Origin of the sequence: Curtobacterium sp. NPDC090217 (assembly GCF_044746705.1) — a bacterium.
Classification (GTDB): domain Bacteria; phylum Actinomycetota; class Actinomycetes; order Actinomycetales; family Microbacteriaceae; genus Curtobacterium.
Map to the genome: position 1 here is coordinate 290509 of NZ_JBIVCR010000001.1, position 15151 is coordinate 305659.

Below are 15151 nucleotides of genomic sequence, written 5' to 3' on the forward strand. Positions count from 1 at the left end.
ATGACGACGACACCACTCGCGGTGGAGGCCACCGGCCTCGTCAAGACCTTCGGGCAGAACCGCGCCGTGGACGGAGTCGACCTCCGCGTCGAGGCCGGCACCGTGTACGGCGTGCTCGGCCCGAACGGCGCCGGCAAGACGACCACGATCAGCATGCTCGCGACCCTGCTCAAGGCGGACGCCGGCGAAGCCAGGATCTTCGGCCACGACGTCAGGCGGGAGCCCCAGGAGGTCCGCCGGCTCATCGGCGTGACCGGCCAGTACGCCAGCGTCGACGAGACGCTGAGCGCGACCGAGAACCTGGTCGTGTTCTCGCGGCTGCTCGGGCTGTCCCGGGCCGAGTCGAAGCGGAAGTCCGCCGAGCTCCTCGAGCGGTTCGGCCTGACCGAGGCGGCGAAGCGTCCGCTGAAGAACTTCTCCGGCGGCATGCGTCGTCGGCTCGACCTGGCGGCGAGCCTCATCGCGCAGCCGCCGCTCATCTTCCTCGACGAGCCGACGACGGGCCTCGACCCGCGGACCCGCGCGCAGATGTGGGACACGATCCGGGAGCTCGTCACGACCGGCTCGACGGTGCTCCTGACGACGCAGTACCTCGACGAGGCCGACCAGCTCGCCGACCGCATCGCCGTGATCGACCACGGCAGGGTCGTCGCAGAGGGCACCGGCGACGAGCTCAAGGCGTCGATCGGCACCGCGTCGCTGCAGCTCCGGCTCGCCGATGCGCTCCGACTCGACGCGGCGAGGACCATCGTGCGCCAGACGCTCGGCGTCGACGCCGTCGCGAGCCCCGAGGGGTCCCGGCTGACCGCGCCGATGGCCGAGCCGGACCGTGTCACCGACCTGCTCGTGTCGTTCCGCGACGCGGGCATCTCCCTCGCCGAGATGAGCGTGCAGAAGCCGACGCTCGACGAGGTCTTCCTGACCATCACGGGCAAGCCGACCGCCGACGCGGCGGACGAGGACGCCCAGCGCGAGCTCGAAGGGAGCATCGCATGACCACGCTCACCCCGCAGGCTCCGACCACCCCACGCATCACCCCGCGACCCGGGGTCGGCGGCACGGGCATCGGTGCCACGATCCGGCAGTCCTTCACGATGGCGTACCGCGGCCTGATCAAGGTCCGTCGCACCCCGGAGCAGCTCTTCGACGTGACGCTGATGCCGATCGTCTTCACCGTGATGTTCACGTACATCTTCGGTGGCGCGATCTCCGGCAACGTGGCGTCCTACCTGCCGATCATCATCCCGGGCATCCTCGTGCAGACGAACATCACGTCGTCGATCGTCACCGGCGTCCAGCTCCGCGAGGACATGGACAAGGGCGTGTTCGATCGCTTCAAGTCGCTGCCGATCGCCCGCATCGCCCCGCTGGCCGGAGCGCTGCTCGCCGACACCGTCCGCTACGCCATCGCGACGACGATCACGTTCATCACCGGCTTCGCGATGGGACTCCGACCAGAGGGCGGCTTCGGCGCGGTGGTCCTCGCCGGTCTGCTGGTCATCGTCGTCGCGTGGGCGATCAGCTGGATCTTCGCCTACTTCGGCGTCGTCGCCCGCACCGCGTCGAGCGTCTCGGGCATCTCGAACCTCGTGCTGTTCCCGCTGACGTTCCTGTCGAACGCGTTCGTCCCCGCCGACACACTGCCGGACTGGCTGCGCTGGTTCTCCGAGGTCAACCCGATCTCGCACCTCATCACCGCGGTCCGTGAGCTCGTGAACCACGGAGCCGTCGGCGGCGACCTGGTGTTCTCGCTCGTCGGCGCAGCGGTCGTCGTCGCGGTGTTCGCCCCGCTGACGGTCCGCGCCTACATGCGGAAGGCGTGACGATCAGGCGCTGAAGCGCAGCTCCTCGAGCAGCACGCGCGCCCGCGAGACGGCCTCGGCCCGGTCCCATCCGGCCGAGGCCGTCTCGGCGTCCGCGAGGGGTCCGGCACCGACGACGGCGCCGAGGACCTCGCGCAACCGGACGTGGGCGAGGACCGCGAAGTCCTGTCGCGAACCGAGCCGTCGTGCGAGGCCCCAGCACCTGGCCGCGTGGTCCGTCGCACCCTGCCGGGCGGCGGCGACCGCCAGCCCGAGCAGCGTGGTCCCGATGACGGGCAGGTCGATCCACCACGGGTGCAGTCGGAGCATCACGAGCGCGCCGACCCGCAGGCGACGCGACACGTCCGATCCGAACGGGAGGCCCGGTTCGGCTCCTGCGGGTCGGCTCGCCGCCGCCTCGTCCTCTGCCGCGATGCGTGCCGCGCCCGCCATCAGTGTCCAGTTCGGCGTCTGCTTGCGATGCGCGGTCACGGCGTCCCAGGCCCGCGCGTACTCGGCCGCCCCTGAGGCCACGTCGCCGTCGCTCCGTGCGCACTCGGCGGCGATCGCGATCGCGAGGACGGCCATCTGCACGGCTTCCCCGTCTGGACCACCGCGGTTCGCCACCGGCTGGTTCGCGAGGTCCGCTGCGACCTGCCGCGCGCGGACGACGTCGCCCGTCGCCGCCGCGCACAGCCCGACGGTCCAGCCGATCTCGTAGAGGTCGTCCTCGGCGCCGAACACCTCGAGGCGGGTGCGCGCGACGTCGGCGACGACGAGCGCGTCCGCGTGCCGTCCGGTCTGCGCGAGCAACTGGGTCATCGTGACCGCACCCGACCCCAGTGCCCATGCGTCGTCGGTCCTGGTGGCGAGTGCCTCGGCGCGCTGGGCGTAGCGGAGCGCGTCGTCGAACTCCCCGTCGTTCTCCGCCAGCGGGGCGCTCAGCATGCACGCAAGGCAGGCCACGCCGTCGTCCGGGTCGTCACGGAGCGCGGCGAGCATCCGCAGCCCGTCGTCCGGGCGGCCGAGCGTGAGCAGCAGTGCCGCCTGCGCGTCGAGGACCGGGAAGCCGGTGGTCCCCTGCCGGACGACCCGGCGGAGCATCGCGATCGCGCGCACGGAGGTCCTGCGGTCCGAGAACGCCGTGGAACCGCCGATCAGGACGAGACCCAGGGTCGTGGCGGCTCGGTCGCCGGAGGACGGCTCCGCGGTCCTGAGCAGCGCGACGACCTCGGCGGCGACCGCGACGACCTCGCCGTGGGCACCGCGCAGGGTCCAGTACCCGCCGAGGGCCGCGAACACCTGCGCGAGCGCCGACCGGTCCTCGGCGACGAGGCTCCAGCGCAGCAGCGTCACGAGGTTGTCCGCCTCGCGGCCGATCTCGCGGAACCACCGTCGCTGCGGTTCCCCGGTCGCGGTGAAGACGTTGCGGGTGGCGGCGAAGTCCCGCCCCCAGCGGATCATCGCCGCGCGGACCTCGTCGGTGCGCCCGCGTTCGTCGAGGCGGGCGGCACCGAACTCGCGGACGGTCTCGAGCAGCCGGTACCTGATGTCGGCACCCTCGTGCTCGACGAGCTGGACGAGGGACTGCTCGACGAGCTCGGCGAGGGCGTCGAGTGCGTCGTCCGGCTGCTCGGGTGCCGCGACGGCCTCGACCGCGTCGACCGCGAGGCCGTCCGGGAAGAGCGCCAGCCGGGTCAGCAGGTCCTGGGCACCGTCGTCGAGGAGCCGCCAGCTCCACTCGATGACGGCGAGCAGGGTGCGGTGCCGCTCGGGTGCGCTCCGGTCGCCGCCACGGAGCAACGCGAAACGGTCGTCGAGCCGCCGTTCGATCTCCTCGACGCTCATCCCGCGGATCCGCGCGGCGGCGAGCTCGATCGCGAGCGGCGACCCGTCGAGCCGCGTGCAGATGCGCCGCACGGTGTCGAAGGGCAGGACGGCACCGGGGCGGGCGGCTCGTGCGCGGTCGGTGAACAGCCGGACCGCCGCGCCGTCCGCGTCGACGGGCAGCGGCGCGAGGGGCGCGACGACCTCGCCGGCGATGGCGAGCGGTGCACGCGACGTCGTGAGGATGCGGAGGGACGGGAGCTGGGCGAGCAGGTCGGCGGCGAACGCGGCGACGTCCTCGACGAGGTGCTCGCAGTTGTCGAGCACGAGCACGGTTGGTTCCTCACCGAGCGCACGGAACACGCGGCCCCGCAGGTCGGCGACGATGGCGTCCCGCAGCGCCCGGGCGGACCGTACCTCGGCGATCCCGAGCAGCGCGCCGAGGGCGGGGACGACGTCCTCGCCGGCGGCCAGTGGTGCGAGCTCGAGCACCACGACGCTGCGGTTGGCCGGGAGCGCCGCCGCGACCGCCTGCGCGAGCCGGGTCTTCCCGAGCCCACCGGCACCGAGGACGGTCACCAGCCGTTCGCGGGACAGGAGGTCCGTGACGGCGGCGAGGTCGGCCTCCCGTCCGACCAACGCGTTCGGCGCGGCACGCAGGCCGATCCGTCGGACGCCCCCGGAGGCGGACGCCGTCCGGCGGAGCAGGTCGGCGTTCAGCCGCACCAGGTCGGCGGACGGGTCGGCACCGAGCCCGTCAGCCAGCCGCTCCCGGTGGGCCGCGAAGACCGCGAGCGCTTCGCTGGTCCGGCCGGCGGCGGCGAGCGCGCGCATCGATCCCGAGACCGCGACCTCGTCGAACGGGTCGGAGGCCGCTTCCTCGTGCCACAGCCCGACGGCCGCGTCGGCGTCACCGGCGTCGAGCATCGCCGTGCCGAGCGCCCGGCGGAGCGCACGTCGCGCCGCCTCGGCTCGTTCGGCGAGCGCCGTCCCGAGGTCGCCGTCGACATCGGCGCCCGGATCACCCCGCCACAGGGCGAGCGCCGCCCGACTCGTGTCGTCGGACGTGTGCCGGGCCGCGGCGACGTGTTCGGCACGGACGAGGTCGACGTCGTCCGGCCGGACGTCGAGCGCGTACCCGGTGCTCGTCGACACCACGAGCCCCTCGGCCGTGCTCCGTCGGAGCCGGGACACCAGCGTCTGCAGGGCCGCCCGCGCGCCCTTCGGCGGTGCGTCGGTCCAGAGCTCGTCGATGAGCGCGTCGGCCGTCATCGCATGACCGCGGGCGAGCACGAGGGCCGTCAGGAACGCCCGCGGGAGCGCCCCGGGGACGGGCACCGCCGCGCCGGACGGGTCCTCGACGAGGACCGGTCCGAGGACGGCGATGCGGGGCTGCTGCGGCACGCAGCGAGTCTACGGACGGTGTTGTGCGATCGTGATGCGCGCACCGATCGGCGGGCGCCACGGCGGCCTAGCCTGTGCGTGTGCACATCTTCACGAGGGGGGTCGTGGCCGTGGCGCTCGCGACCACGGCGATCGTCACCGTCGCCGGTTGTTCCACCGCGTCGTCCGCAGGGCCGACACCGGCACCGTCACGCAGCGCCGCACCGTCGGCCACGCCGACCGAGACGGCCTCCGGCGTCGACTTCGGTCCGTCGCCGGAGTCCGACGGCGTGCCGACCTGTGCGCAGCTGCTGCCGTCGCACCTCGTCACCCGAGCGGTCCCCGGCACCACCGTGCTCGATCCGATGACGACGCAGGACCACGTCCTCGGCGCCTGGACGACCGCGACGACCAGTGGCGGTACCGACTGCTGGAGCACCAACGGTGTCTCGCTCCTCGACGACGTCAGCCCCGGCGAGCAGGGCGATCCGATGTACGAGGGCGTCGGGCTCTCGGTGCTGCCGGACGCGGCCCCCGAGCACGCCGATGCCACCGAGCACGTCGATCCGTCAACGGACCCCGCGTCGGTGTACTGCGGGGCCTCCGACGCCGCCCGGGTGAGCTGCAGCGGGCGTGCGCTCGCCGGGAACGCTTGGATCGACCTCTCCCTGACCCGCCTGCAGACCACGGCCGACGCCACCCCGGAGCAGGTGCAGCCCGCGTTCCAGGCGCTGCTCGACCACGTCGAGGAGACCGTCGCCGCGGCACCGGTCGCGGGGGTGCAGACCGAACACGATGCAGCGTCCTGGAAGCCGAGCACCTGCACGGCCGACCGGGTGAACGCCGTCACCGCCGTCGCACTGGTCGACCCGTGGTCGCTCGGCTCCGACGTCGGCGCCGAGCCGACCTACTACGCGCTGAACCGTCTGGGTGCCGCGGCGTGCTCGTTCGGTCCTGCCGAGCAGCCGTTCTCACGGACCGGAGCCTCGTACTCCTCGATGCCCGACTCGGGATGGGTCGTCAGCGCCCGCCTCGGCAACGGACTCATCGACCGGCACGACCGGCTCGAGCTCGACGGTCTCGCGGAGGACGCCGCCGCCTGGCGCACCTGCGACGAGGCCGCGTGCTCCGTCGACGTCGTGCAGGACGGCACCTGGACGCACTACGTCCTGTTCTCCTGGGCCGCTCCGAACACGAGCTCGGCGATCGAGCGCTGGGCGGAGTCGTCCCTCACCGCCTGACGTCGCGCCGGTGACCGAACGCGGACGGCCCCGTCGACGTCGCGAGGTCGGCCGTCGCCCGCCGCTCGGACTCCACGATCCCCCGGAGCGACACCAGCGCAGCCGACGTCACCGCGACGTGCGACGGGTCCTCCTTGCTCGCGTCGAGGGCCCGCTCGACCTCGGCGATCGCGTCGTCCCCGGCGCTCTCCGGGCACTCGCCGCGGATCATGCACGCGAGTTCGTGGAACGCCTTCGCGAGCGGTTCGGCGAACGCCGGGTCCGGGCGGCCGAGTCCGTCGGACACCGGACCCGAGCGGGCGACGAGCTCGGTGAGGTCCGTCGTGTACCAGGCGGCCCGCTCGAGCGCCCGGAACCGCGCGCCGTCCTGCTGCAGCCGAGCCCGTGACCCGCGGAGCGCCCCGCGGGGGTTCAGCTTCCGGCTCTCGTGCGCGATCGAGACCCGGGACCGGACGTCGGCGATGGCCCGGTCGAGCCGGTCCTGCTGCTTGTCCCATGCCTTCTCGTCGCGCTCGTCGGCCTCGAGCACCGCGGCGAGGCCGTCGAGGTGGTCGGCGAGCACCTCGTTGACCGCGTCGATCCGGTGTTCGGCGTCCCAGAAGCGCAGCGGCGGGAAGACCAGGAAGTTGACGAGCAGGCCGACCGCGACGCCGACGGCCATCTGCACGAGGTACCCGAGCGAGTACCCCTCCGCGTGCGCACCGCCGACGAGCAGGACGAACAGCGCCGCGGTGGACACCCACGAGCTGCCCTCGCCGAGGATGCGGAACCCGCCGACGAGCACCCCGATCCCCACGGCGAGGGCGATCGCGATGAACCCGGGGTCGCCGATCCACATCGTGAACCCGGCGATCACGATCCCGAGGCCGATACCCACGAGGGTCTGGATCCCGCTCCTGAGCCCCGCGAACACCGTCGTCTGCATCGCGACCACGGCCCCGAGCGGCGCGTAGTAGGGGTAGTCCGACGCGACCCCTGGCACGTGTCGAGCGATGAACCAGGCGAGACACGCGGCGAACGCGGCTTTCCCGGCGTGCAGCAGGCGCGGCTGTGTGCCCGAGGTCCGGCTCCAGCGCCAGATCCTCGTTCCCACCCCCGCGACGTGTTCGAATCCCATGGGTCCTCCGGTGTCGGCCCGCACCCGATGGGCCGACGGGTCACCCTACGATGCCGCGGCTGGGAACGACTCGGCCCCCACAGCATGCGCTGCGGGGGCCGGGTCGTGTGGTGTTGGGGTTACTTGTCGTCCGACTTCTCGTCCGACTTGGCCTCGGCGTCTGCCTCGACCTCGGCGGCAGCCTCGGTCTCGGTCTCCTCCGCGACGGGAGCCGACTCCTCGGTGGTCTCGGTCGACTCGACCGGGGCCTCCTCGGTCGTCTCCTCGGCTGCGGGCTCCTCGGCTGCGGGCTCCTCGACCGGCGCGGCGGCGGCAGGAGCCGACTTGCGCGAGACGGGGGCCGGCGTGCCCGAGACGGGCTCGAGGACGAGCTCGATCGACGCGAGGGGAGCGTTGTCGCCCTTGCGGAAGCCGAGCTTGGTGATGCGGGTGTAGCCACCCTGGCGGTCCTCGACCTGCGGAGCGATCTCGGTGAACAGCGTGTGCACGACGGTCTTGTCGCGCAGGATGCTGATCACGCGACGACGCGCGTGCAGGTCGCCACGCTTCGCGAACGTGATGAGACGCTCGGCGACCGGGCGGAGGCGCTTGGCCTTCGTCTCGGTGGTCGTGATGCGACCGTGCGTGAAGAGGGCGTTGGCGAGGTTGCTCAGGAGCAGGCGCTCGTGGGCGGGGCCGCCACCGAGGCGGGGGCCCTTGGTGGGCTTCGGCATGTCAGTTCTCCAGTGGTGAAAGTGGTGCGCGCTGCGTCAGCGGCACGCGTGCGCGTGAGCGCGAGGTCAGTTGTTGGACTCGTCCTCGTCGTACCCGCTGTAGAAGTGGGCGCCGTCGAATCCGGGGACGGTGTCCTTGAGGGACAGGCCGAGCTCGGTGAGCTTGTCCTTGACCTCGTCCACCGACTTCTGACCGAAGTTGCGGATGTTCATGAGCTGCGTCTCCGACAGGGCGACGAGCTCGGACACCGTGTTGATGCCCTCCCGCTTGAGGCAGTTGTAGCTGCGGACCGACAGGTCGAGGTCCTCGATCGGGGTCTGCAGCTCGTTCGAGAGCACTGCGTCGACCGGCGCGGGGCCGATCTCGATGCCCTCTGCCGCCGTGTTGAGCTCACGGGCGAGACCGAAGAGCTCGACGAGCGTCCGACCGGCCGACGCGATGGCGTCGCGCGGCGTGATGGCCGGCTTCGACTCGACGTCGACGACCAGACGGTCGAAGTCCGTGCGCTCACCGGCACGCGTCGCCTCGACGCGGTAGGTGACCTTGAGGACGGGCGAGTAGATCGAGTCGATCGGGATCTGACCGGCCTCGCTGAACTCCGAGCGGTTCTGCGTCGCCGAGACGTAGCCGCGGCCACGCTCGATGGTGAGCTCGAGCTCGAAGCGCGCGGTGTCGTTCAGGGTCGCGATGACGAGGTCCGGGTTGTGGATCTCGACGCCGGCCGGTGCGGAGATGTCCGCAGCGGTGACCTGACCGGCACCCTGCTTGCGCAGGTACGCCGTGATGGGCTCGTCGTGCTCGCTGGAGACGACCAGGCTCTTGATGTTGAGGATGATCTCCGTGACGTCTTCCTTCACACCGGGAACGGTGCTGAATTCGTGGAGGACGCCGTCGATACGGATGCTCGTGACCGCAGCACCGGGGATCGAGGAGAGGAGCGTGCGGCGCAGCGAGTTCCCGAGGGTGTAGCCGAAGCCAGGCTCGAGCGGCTCGATGACGAAGCGCGAGCGGTGCTCGGAGATCGACTCCTCGGTGAGGGTGGGGCGCTGTGCAATGAGCACTGTGGGATTCCTTTCGGCGAAGTGTCCGCTATATGACACTTGGCGGTACGACGGGGCCGGCGAGGCCCCGACGGGTCTGTTGAGTTGTGATCACGCGCACCGGAGTGCGCGATCGAACGACCAGGAATGGCCGTCCCCGCTCGTTCCCGTCAGACGGGTCTTCCCCGTCAGGGACCGAGCAGGGGACGGCCGGTTGCTCCTCGCGTCAGACGCGACGGCGCTTGGGCGGGCGGCACCCGTTGTGCGCCTGCGGCGTGACGTCGTTGATCGAACCGACCTCGAGGCCGGCGGCCTGGAGGGAGCGGATCGCGGTCTCGCGGCCCGAACCCGGACCCTTCACGAAGACGTCGACCTTCTTGACGCCGTGCTCCTGCGCCTGACGCGCAGCGGACTCGGCGGCGAGCTGCGCCGCGAACGGCGTCGACTTGCGCGAACCCTTGAAGCCGACGGCTCCGGAGGACGCCCAGCTGAGGACGGCACCCGACGGGTCGGTGATGCTGACGATCGTGTTGTTGAACGTGCTCTTGATGTGAGCCTGGCCCACTGCGACGTTCTTCTTCTCCTTGCGGCGCGGCTTGCGCGCGGCAGTCTTAGGGGTAGCCATCGGGGTCTCCTATCGAGCCTTCTTCTTGCCTGCCACGGTGCGCTTCGGGCCCTTGCGGGTACGAGCGTTGGTCTTGGTGCGCTGACCGCGCACCGGGAGACCACGACGGTGGCGAAGACCCTCGTAGCTACCGATCTCGACCTTGCGGCGGATGTCGGCGGCCACCTCGCGGCGGAGGTCACCCTCCACCTTGAAGTTGCCCTCGATGTAGTCGCGGAGGGCGACGAGCTGGTCGTCGGTGAGGTCCTTGACGCGGATGTCACCGGAGATACCGGTGTCCGCGAGCGTCTTGACCGCGCGAGTGCGGCCGACGCCGTAGATGTACGTGAGTGCGATCTCCACGCGCTTCTCGCGCGGGATGTCGACGCCTGCTAGACGTGCCATGTGCTGGCTGCTCCTGTTGTCGATGGAGGTGTGGCGCAGTGCCGGTGCTCGGGCCTCCGACCCGAGGTGTCCCCCTGTGCACGGCCGGAGCCGGACCAGGGTTCTGGTACTGCGTTTGCGGTGTTCAGTTGTGGATCCTGCGCAGGCCGCCTGTCGGCGTCCGGTCAGGCAGTTCCGGGGACTAGCCCTGGCGCTGCTTGTGACGCGGGTTGCTCTTGCAGATCACCATGACGCGGCCCTTGCGGCGAATCACACGGCAGTGCTCGCAGATGGGCTTGACGCTGGGGTTGACCTTCATTGCTGTTTCCTCGTGCTCGCTGGCTTCGTGCCCGGCAGGGTTGCCGAGTCGTTCCTTTCCAGCTCGCGGATCACTTGTAGCGGTAGACGATCCGGCCGCGGGTCAGGTCGTACGGGCTCAGCTCCACGATCACGCGGTCCTCGGGGAGGATGCGGATGTAGTGCTGGCGCATCTTCCCGGAGATGTGCGCGAGGACCTTGTGCCCATTGGTCAGCTCAACGCGGAACATCGCGTTGGGCAGAGCTTCGAGCACCGAGCCTTCGATCTCGATGACGCCGTCTTTCTTGGCCATAGCCTCACTGTCGCTTGGTTGGATTACCGGTGTGATCCCCGAGCCGGTCTGCGGGTCGGTCGCCACGCCGAGAGGGCATGACACACCAAAGAGCGATCTTATGGGAAAGTGGTCCGATTGCCAAGTGCAGCCGGCGCGCCCCCAGAGCTGGGGTGTTCCTGAGGGACGGGCCAGCGTTCCACAGTGGTTCCACGGCGCGTTCGAGGGGATGGACATGGGTCCAGCCCTACGGTGACGATGCAGCCACCCGAACGGAGACCACGTGCCCGACGCCTCTCGGCCCTTCGCTCGTCACGGACGACTCCCGCGACGACGAGCCTGGACGACCCTCCTGTCGATCGTCGCCTCCACCCTCGCGGTGGTGCTCATCAGCGGGACGAGCGTCGCGGCCATCGCCGGCGCGCAGCTCGCCGGCGCGCCGACGTCCGTGAAGCTCAGCACCGACGACCAGAGCGCCGCGAAGACCGCCGACATCACGGCCATCAAGGGCGGCGCGAACATCCTGCTCATCGGCAGTGACACCCGCGTCGGGCAGTTCGACGCGAACGAGGACGTCGAGGGCGCACGCAACGACGTGACGATGCTCATCCACGTCTCGCAGGACCACACCCAGCTGACCGCGGTGAGCTTCCCCCGCGACCTCATGGTGCCGATCCCCGCGTGCACCAACCCGGAGACGGGCACGAGCTACCCCGCAGCGACCTCGGCGCAGTTCAACACCGCACTCGGCAACGGCGGCGTCTCCTGCGTGGTGGACACCGTCGAGAACCTCACGGGACTGAGCATCCCGTACGCGGGCCTCATCACCTTCGATGGCGTGATCGAGATGTCGAACGCGCTCGGCGGCGTCGACGTCTGCGTCGCGAAGGACATCGACGACACCTACACGGGACTGCACCTCACCGCGGGGTCGCACTCGCTCGAGGGCTCCGACGCGCTCGCCTTCCTGCGGACCCGACACGGCGTCGGCGACGGCAGCGACCTCGCCCGCATCAGCTCGCAGCAGGTGTTCCTCTCGGCGCTGCTCCGCAAGGTCACCTCGGACGGCACCCTCTCGAACCCCATCACGCTCTACAAGCTCGCCGGCGCGGCCCTGAACAACATGGTCCTGTCCGACGGGCTCAACCAACCGAAGACGCTGGTCGGCCTCGCGAGCATGCTCCGCGGGATGAGCACGTCGAGCATGCTGTTCGTCCAGTACCCCGTCGCCGACGACCCCGACGACAGCGCACGCGTCATCGTGGACCAGACGACCGCCCACACGCTCAACGTCGCGCTGCAGACCGACGAGAAGACGACCCTGAGCGACTCGTCGACCGGTCGCGCATCAGAGGACCAGAGCGGATCCTCCGGCACCGCCCCGTCGTCGGCTGCGACGCCGTCGAGCGAACCGACCGGCACGAGCACCAGTACGAGCGCAGCGAGTCCGTCGTCGACGCCGTTGCCGTCGTCGATCACCGGACAGAGCGCGGCGGAGGAGACCTGCTCCGTCGGCAACTGACGCCGACGGGGCGGGGCCGAGCCGAGCCTCCAGGCCCTGGAGGCTCGGCCTACGGGATCGGGACCGGCGTCACTCCCAGCGGGGCCAGGGCAGCCGCCCCACCGTCGCTGGCCGTGAGGACCCAGATGCCGTCCGCGTGGACCGCGACGCTGTGCTCCCAGTGCGCCGCGTCGGCGCCGTCCAGGGTCCGGACCGTCCACTCGTCGTCGTCCGTCGTGCTGTCGATCGTGCCGGCGGTGACCATCGGCTCGATCGCGACCACCAGCCCGGGACGGACAGCGGGGCCCGCGCCACGGACGCGGTAGTTGAAGACCGGGGGTTCCTCGTGCATCGACCGGCCGATGCCGTGTCCGGTGTAGTCCTCGACGATGCCCCAGGCGCCGGTCTCGTCGATGGCGTCCTCCACCGCGTCGCCGACCTCGTTGAGGTGCTTGGCGTGGGCCAGCGCGGCGATGCCGTGCCAGAGCGACCGCTCGGTCGTGTCGCAGAGCGTCTGGCGCGCCGCGGTCACACCGGCGTCGCCACCGGGCACCACCGTGGTGAAGGCGCTGTCGCCGTTCCAGCCGTCGACCTCGGCGCCCGCGTCCACCGACACGATGTCGCCCGGTTGCAGGACACGGTCACCGGGGATGCCGTGCACGATCTCGTCGTTCACGGACACGCACAGCGTGTGGCGGTACCCGGGCACCAGCTGGAAGTTCGGGATGCCGCCGCCGTCACGGATCGTCCGCTCGGCGATGGCGTCGAGCTCACCCGTGGCGACCCCCGGTCGGATCGCCGAACGGACCGCGTTCAACGCCGCCTCGGTGAGGAGTCCAGGGCGCACCATGGCGCGGAGCTCCTCGGGCGTCTTGTAGATCGAGGGCTTGCGGAACCGGACCACGCCGGGGTCAGACGCCGGCGGTGAGCCCGCGCGACGCGAGCGCTGCCTGGATGCGGTCGCCGACCTCGTCGATGGCGCCGAGGCCGTCGACCTCGACCACGAGACCGCGCTGCTGGTACGCCGCGACGATCGGGGCGGTCTGCTCGACGTAGACCTGCTGGCGACGACGGATCGTCTCCTCGTTGTCGTCGCTGCGGCCCTGCTCCTCGGCGCGCTTCAGGAGGCGCCCGACGAGCTCGTCCTGGTCGGCGACGAGCTGCACGACGGCGTCGAGGCCGGTGCCCTGCTCGGCGAGCAGCGCGTCGAGGTACTCGACCTGCCCGACGGTGCGGGGGTAGCCGTCGAGCAGGAAGCCGCTCTCGGCGTCGGCCTCGCCGAGGCGGGACTTCACGAGCTCGTTCGTCAGCGAGTCCGGGACGTAGTCGCCCGCGTCCATGATCGCCTTCGCCTGGACCCCGAGCGGCGTGCCCTCCGAGACGTTCTTCCGGAAGATGTCACCGGTGGAGACGGCGGGGATCCCGAAGGACTCGGCGATGCGGCCGGCCTGGGTTCCCTTTCCCGCTCCGGGAGGTCCGACGATGATGAGACGTGCGCTCAACGGAGAAGCCCTTCGTAGTGACGTTGCTGCAGCTGCGAGTCGATCTGCTTCACGGTCTCGAGACCGACACCCACGATGATGAGGATGCTCGCGCCACCGAACGGGAAGTTCTGGTTCGCGCCGAACAGCGCCAGTGCTGCCAGCGGGATGAGCGCGATGAGACCGAGGTAGAGCGAGCCGGGCAACGTCACCCGGGTCAGGACGTAGTCGAGGTACTCGGCGGTGGGACGACCGGCACGGATGCCGGGGATGAACCCGCCGTACTTCTTCATGTTGTCGGCGACCTCTTCGGGGTTGAAGGTGATCGCGACGTAGAAGTAGGTGAACCCGACGATGAGCAGGAAGTACAGGACCATGTAGAACCAGTTGTCACCCGAGGTCAGGTTGTTCTGGATCCAGGTCACCCACGCGGCCGGCTCCGAGCCGTCGGAGGGCTGGTTGAACTGCGCGATGAGGGCCGGCAGGTAGAGCAGCGACGAGGCGAAGATGACGGGCACGACGCCGGCCATGTTCACCTTGATCGGGATGTACGTGTTGTTGCCGCCGTAGGTCCGGCGACCCACCATGCGCTTGGCGTACTGCACGGGGATGCGGCGCTGTGACTGCTCGACGAACACGACGGCCATCATGATCACCAGGCCGACGAGGATCACGAACAGGAAGAGCTCGAAGGACTGCGACTGCTCGATCGCCCAGAGCGCCGACGGGAACTGCGCTGCGATGGACGTGAAGATGAGGAGCGACATGCCGTTGCCGATGCCGCGCTCGGTGACGAGCTCGCCCATCCACATGATGAGGCCGGTACCGGCGGTCAGGGTGACGACCATGAGCATGATCGCGTACCAGCTGTCGTTCGAGATGATCGACGAGCAGGAGGCGCTGGCGTTCGTGCCGAAGAGCTGGCCGGAACGGGCCACCGTGATCAGCGTGGTGGACTGCAGCACACCGAGCGCGATCGTGAGGTAGCGCGTGTACTGCGTCAGCTTCGCCTGGCCGGTCTGGCCCTCCTTGTAGAGGGCGTCGAAGTGCGGGATCACGACGCGCAGGAGCTGCACGATGATCGACGACGTGATGTACGGCATGATGCCGAGCGCGAAGACCGAGAGCTTCAGCAGCGCGCCACCGGAGAACAGGTTGATCAGGTCGTAGAGACCGCCGGAGGACGATGCGCTCGCGAGGCAGGTCTGGACGGCGGCGTAGTCCACGTACGGGGCCGGGATGTACGACCCGAGCCGGAACAGCGCGATGATCGCCAGGGTGAAGCCGATCTTCTTGCGAAGATCGGGGGTGCGCATGATGCGCGCGACCGCTCTGAACACGAGAACTCTCCGAACTACTGGGACCGGTCTTGCCGATCGAGCCGGGCGAGGCCGCCCGTGGCCGGGACGCCGACCGCGCGACCCGGGACCGTCGGCACGTGGCCGACCAGCTCCGGGTCTGTCATCA

The 15151-nt window shown here is 70.5% G+C and carries 15 protein-coding genes; 4 read left to right on the plus strand and 11 right to left on the minus strand.

Features of this window, described 5'->3' with window-relative positions; translation table 11 throughout:
- Together ACIPJ2_RS01405 and ACIPJ2_RS01410 are read left to right on the plus strand one after the other, a co-directional pair.
- Positions 1–996 carry an ATP-binding cassette domain-containing protein gene (locus tag ACIPJ2_RS01405; protein WP_402727247.1) on the plus strand — a complete coding sequence of 332 codons (996 nt, stop codon included), beginning with the start codon at positions 1–3 and terminating at the stop codon, positions 994–996.
- A complete protein-coding gene (locus ACIPJ2_RS01410; RefSeq protein WP_281265993.1) occupies positions 993–1823 on the plus strand; it encodes an ABC transporter permease in 831 nt (276 codons plus the stop codon). The genes ACIPJ2_RS01405 and ACIPJ2_RS01410 overlap by 4 nt, the downstream gene beginning before the upstream one ends.
- Before the next feature lie 3 nt (positions 1824–1826).
- Here ACIPJ2_RS01410 and ACIPJ2_RS01415 read toward each other — a convergent pair whose 3' ends face one another.
- Positions 1827–5033: a BTAD domain-containing putative transcriptional regulator gene (locus ACIPJ2_RS01415; RefSeq protein WP_402727248.1), complete on the minus strand. Its 3207-nt coding sequence runs from the start codon at positions 5031–5033 to the stop codon at positions 1827–1829.
- A gap of 80 nt (positions 5034–5113) precedes the next feature.
- On the opposite strand from ACIPJ2_RS01415, the gene ACIPJ2_RS01420 reads away from it, so the two are divergent.
- Positions 5114–6253 carry a hypothetical protein gene (locus tag ACIPJ2_RS01420; protein ID WP_402727249.1) on the plus strand — a complete coding sequence of 380 codons (1140 nt, stop codon included), beginning with the start codon at positions 5114–5116 and terminating at the stop codon, positions 6251–6253.
- Here ACIPJ2_RS01420 and ACIPJ2_RS01425 read toward each other — a convergent pair.
- The 7 genes from ACIPJ2_RS01425 to infA all read right to left on the minus strand — a co-directional run bounded on the left by ACIPJ2_RS01425 (position 6243) and on the right by infA (position 10723).
- Positions 6243–7370, minus strand: coding sequence for an aromatic acid exporter family protein (locus tag ACIPJ2_RS01425; RefSeq protein WP_402727250.1), 1128 nt, complete (start codon positions 7368–7370; stop codon positions 6243–6245). The two genes, ACIPJ2_RS01420 and ACIPJ2_RS01425, sit on opposite strands and share 11 nt — an antisense overlap.
- A 119-nt stretch (positions 7371–7489) precedes the next feature.
- On the minus strand, positions 7490–8083 hold the full coding sequence (gene rplQ, locus ACIPJ2_RS01430; protein ID WP_402727251.1) for a 50S ribosomal protein L17: 594 nt from the start codon (positions 8081–8083) through the stop codon (positions 7490–7492).
- A gap of 66 nt (positions 8084–8149) precedes the next feature.
- Complete coding sequence (locus tag ACIPJ2_RS01435; RefSeq protein ID WP_066656999.1) at positions 8150–9145, minus strand: DNA-directed RNA polymerase subunit alpha; 996 nt, start codon at positions 9143–9145, stop codon at positions 8150–8152.
- A gap of 205 nt (positions 9146–9350) precedes the next feature.
- The gene (rpsK, locus tag ACIPJ2_RS01440; RefSeq protein WP_017885507.1) at positions 9351–9749 is read right to left on the minus strand and encodes a 30S ribosomal protein S11; all 399 of its coding nucleotides are present in this window, start codon (positions 9747–9749) and stop codon (positions 9351–9353) included.
- A gap of 9 nt (positions 9750–9758) precedes the next feature.
- Positions 9759–10133, minus strand: coding sequence for a 30S ribosomal protein S13 (rpsM, locus tag ACIPJ2_RS01445; RefSeq protein WP_144760579.1), 375 nt, complete (start codon positions 10131–10133; stop codon positions 9759–9761).
- Positions 10134–10314: 181 nt separating this feature from the next.
- Positions 10315–10431: a 50S ribosomal protein L36 gene (gene rpmJ, locus ACIPJ2_RS01450; protein WP_022903266.1), complete on the minus strand. Its 117-nt coding sequence runs from the start codon at positions 10429–10431 to the stop codon at positions 10315–10317.
- Between the two features lie 70 nt (positions 10432–10501).
- Complete coding sequence (gene infA / locus ACIPJ2_RS01455) at positions 10502–10723, minus strand: translation initiation factor IF-1 (protein ID WP_017885509.1); 222 nt, start codon at positions 10721–10723, stop codon at positions 10502–10504.
- A 262-nt stretch (positions 10724–10985) separates the two neighbouring features.
- On the opposite strand from infA, the gene ACIPJ2_RS01460 reads away from it, so the two are divergent.
- Positions 10986–12224 carry an LCP family protein gene (locus ACIPJ2_RS01460; RefSeq protein ID WP_402727252.1) on the plus strand — a complete coding sequence of 413 codons (1239 nt, stop codon included), beginning with the start codon at positions 10986–10988 and terminating at the stop codon, positions 12222–12224.
- A 49-nt stretch (positions 12225–12273) separates the two neighbouring features.
- On the opposite strand, the gene map is transcribed toward ACIPJ2_RS01460, so the two are convergent.
- From map to secY, 3 genes are read right to left on the minus strand one after another with little or no spacing between them, the layout of a single operon-like run.
- Positions 12274–13107, minus strand: coding sequence for a type I methionyl aminopeptidase (gene map, locus ACIPJ2_RS01465; RefSeq protein ID WP_402727253.1), 834 nt, complete (start codon positions 13105–13107; stop codon positions 12274–12276).
- A 7-nt stretch (positions 13108–13114) separates the two neighbouring features.
- Positions 13115–13705, minus strand: coding sequence for an adenylate kinase (locus tag ACIPJ2_RS01470; protein WP_402727254.1), 591 nt, complete (start codon positions 13703–13705; stop codon positions 13115–13117).
- Positions 13702–15024, minus strand: coding sequence for a preprotein translocase subunit SecY (gene secY, locus ACIPJ2_RS01475; RefSeq protein ID WP_281266001.1), 1323 nt, complete (start codon positions 15022–15024; stop codon positions 13702–13704). The genes ACIPJ2_RS01470 and secY overlap by 4 nt, the downstream gene beginning before the upstream one ends.
- Positions 15025–15151 lie beyond the last annotated feature (127 nt).

Excerpts from the sequence above, each read along its gene's own strand:
- ACIPJ2_RS01405 (WP_402727247.1), top strand. The coding sequence starts at position 1 with ATGACGACGACACCACTCGCGGTGGAGGCCACCGGCCTCGTCAAGACC.
- ACIPJ2_RS01410 (WP_281265993.1), top strand. The coding sequence starts at position 993 with ATGACCACGCTCACCCCGCAGGCTCCGACCACCCCACGCATCACCCCG.
- ACIPJ2_RS01425 (WP_402727250.1), bottom strand. The coding sequence starts at position 7,370 with ATGGGATTCGAACACGTCGCGGGGGTGGGAACGAGGATCTGGCGCTGG.
- rplQ (WP_402727251.1), bottom strand. The coding sequence starts at position 8,083 with ATGCCGAAGCCCACCAAGGGCCCCCGCCTCGGTGGCGGCCCCGCCCAC.
- rpsK (WP_017885507.1), bottom strand. The coding sequence starts at position 9,749 with ATGGCTACCCCTAAGACTGCCGCGCGCAAGCCGCGCCGCAAGGAGAAG.
- rpsM (WP_144760579.1), bottom strand. The coding sequence starts at position 10,133 with ATGGCACGTCTAGCAGGCGTCGACATCCCGCGCGAGAAGCGCGTGGAG.
- rpmJ (WP_022903266.1), bottom strand. The coding sequence starts at position 10,431 with ATGAAGGTCAACCCCAGCGTCAAGCCCATCTGCGAGCACTGCCGTGTG.
- infA (WP_017885509.1), bottom strand. The coding sequence starts at position 10,723 with ATGGCCAAGAAAGACGGCGTCATCGAGATCGAAGGCTCGGTGCTCGAA.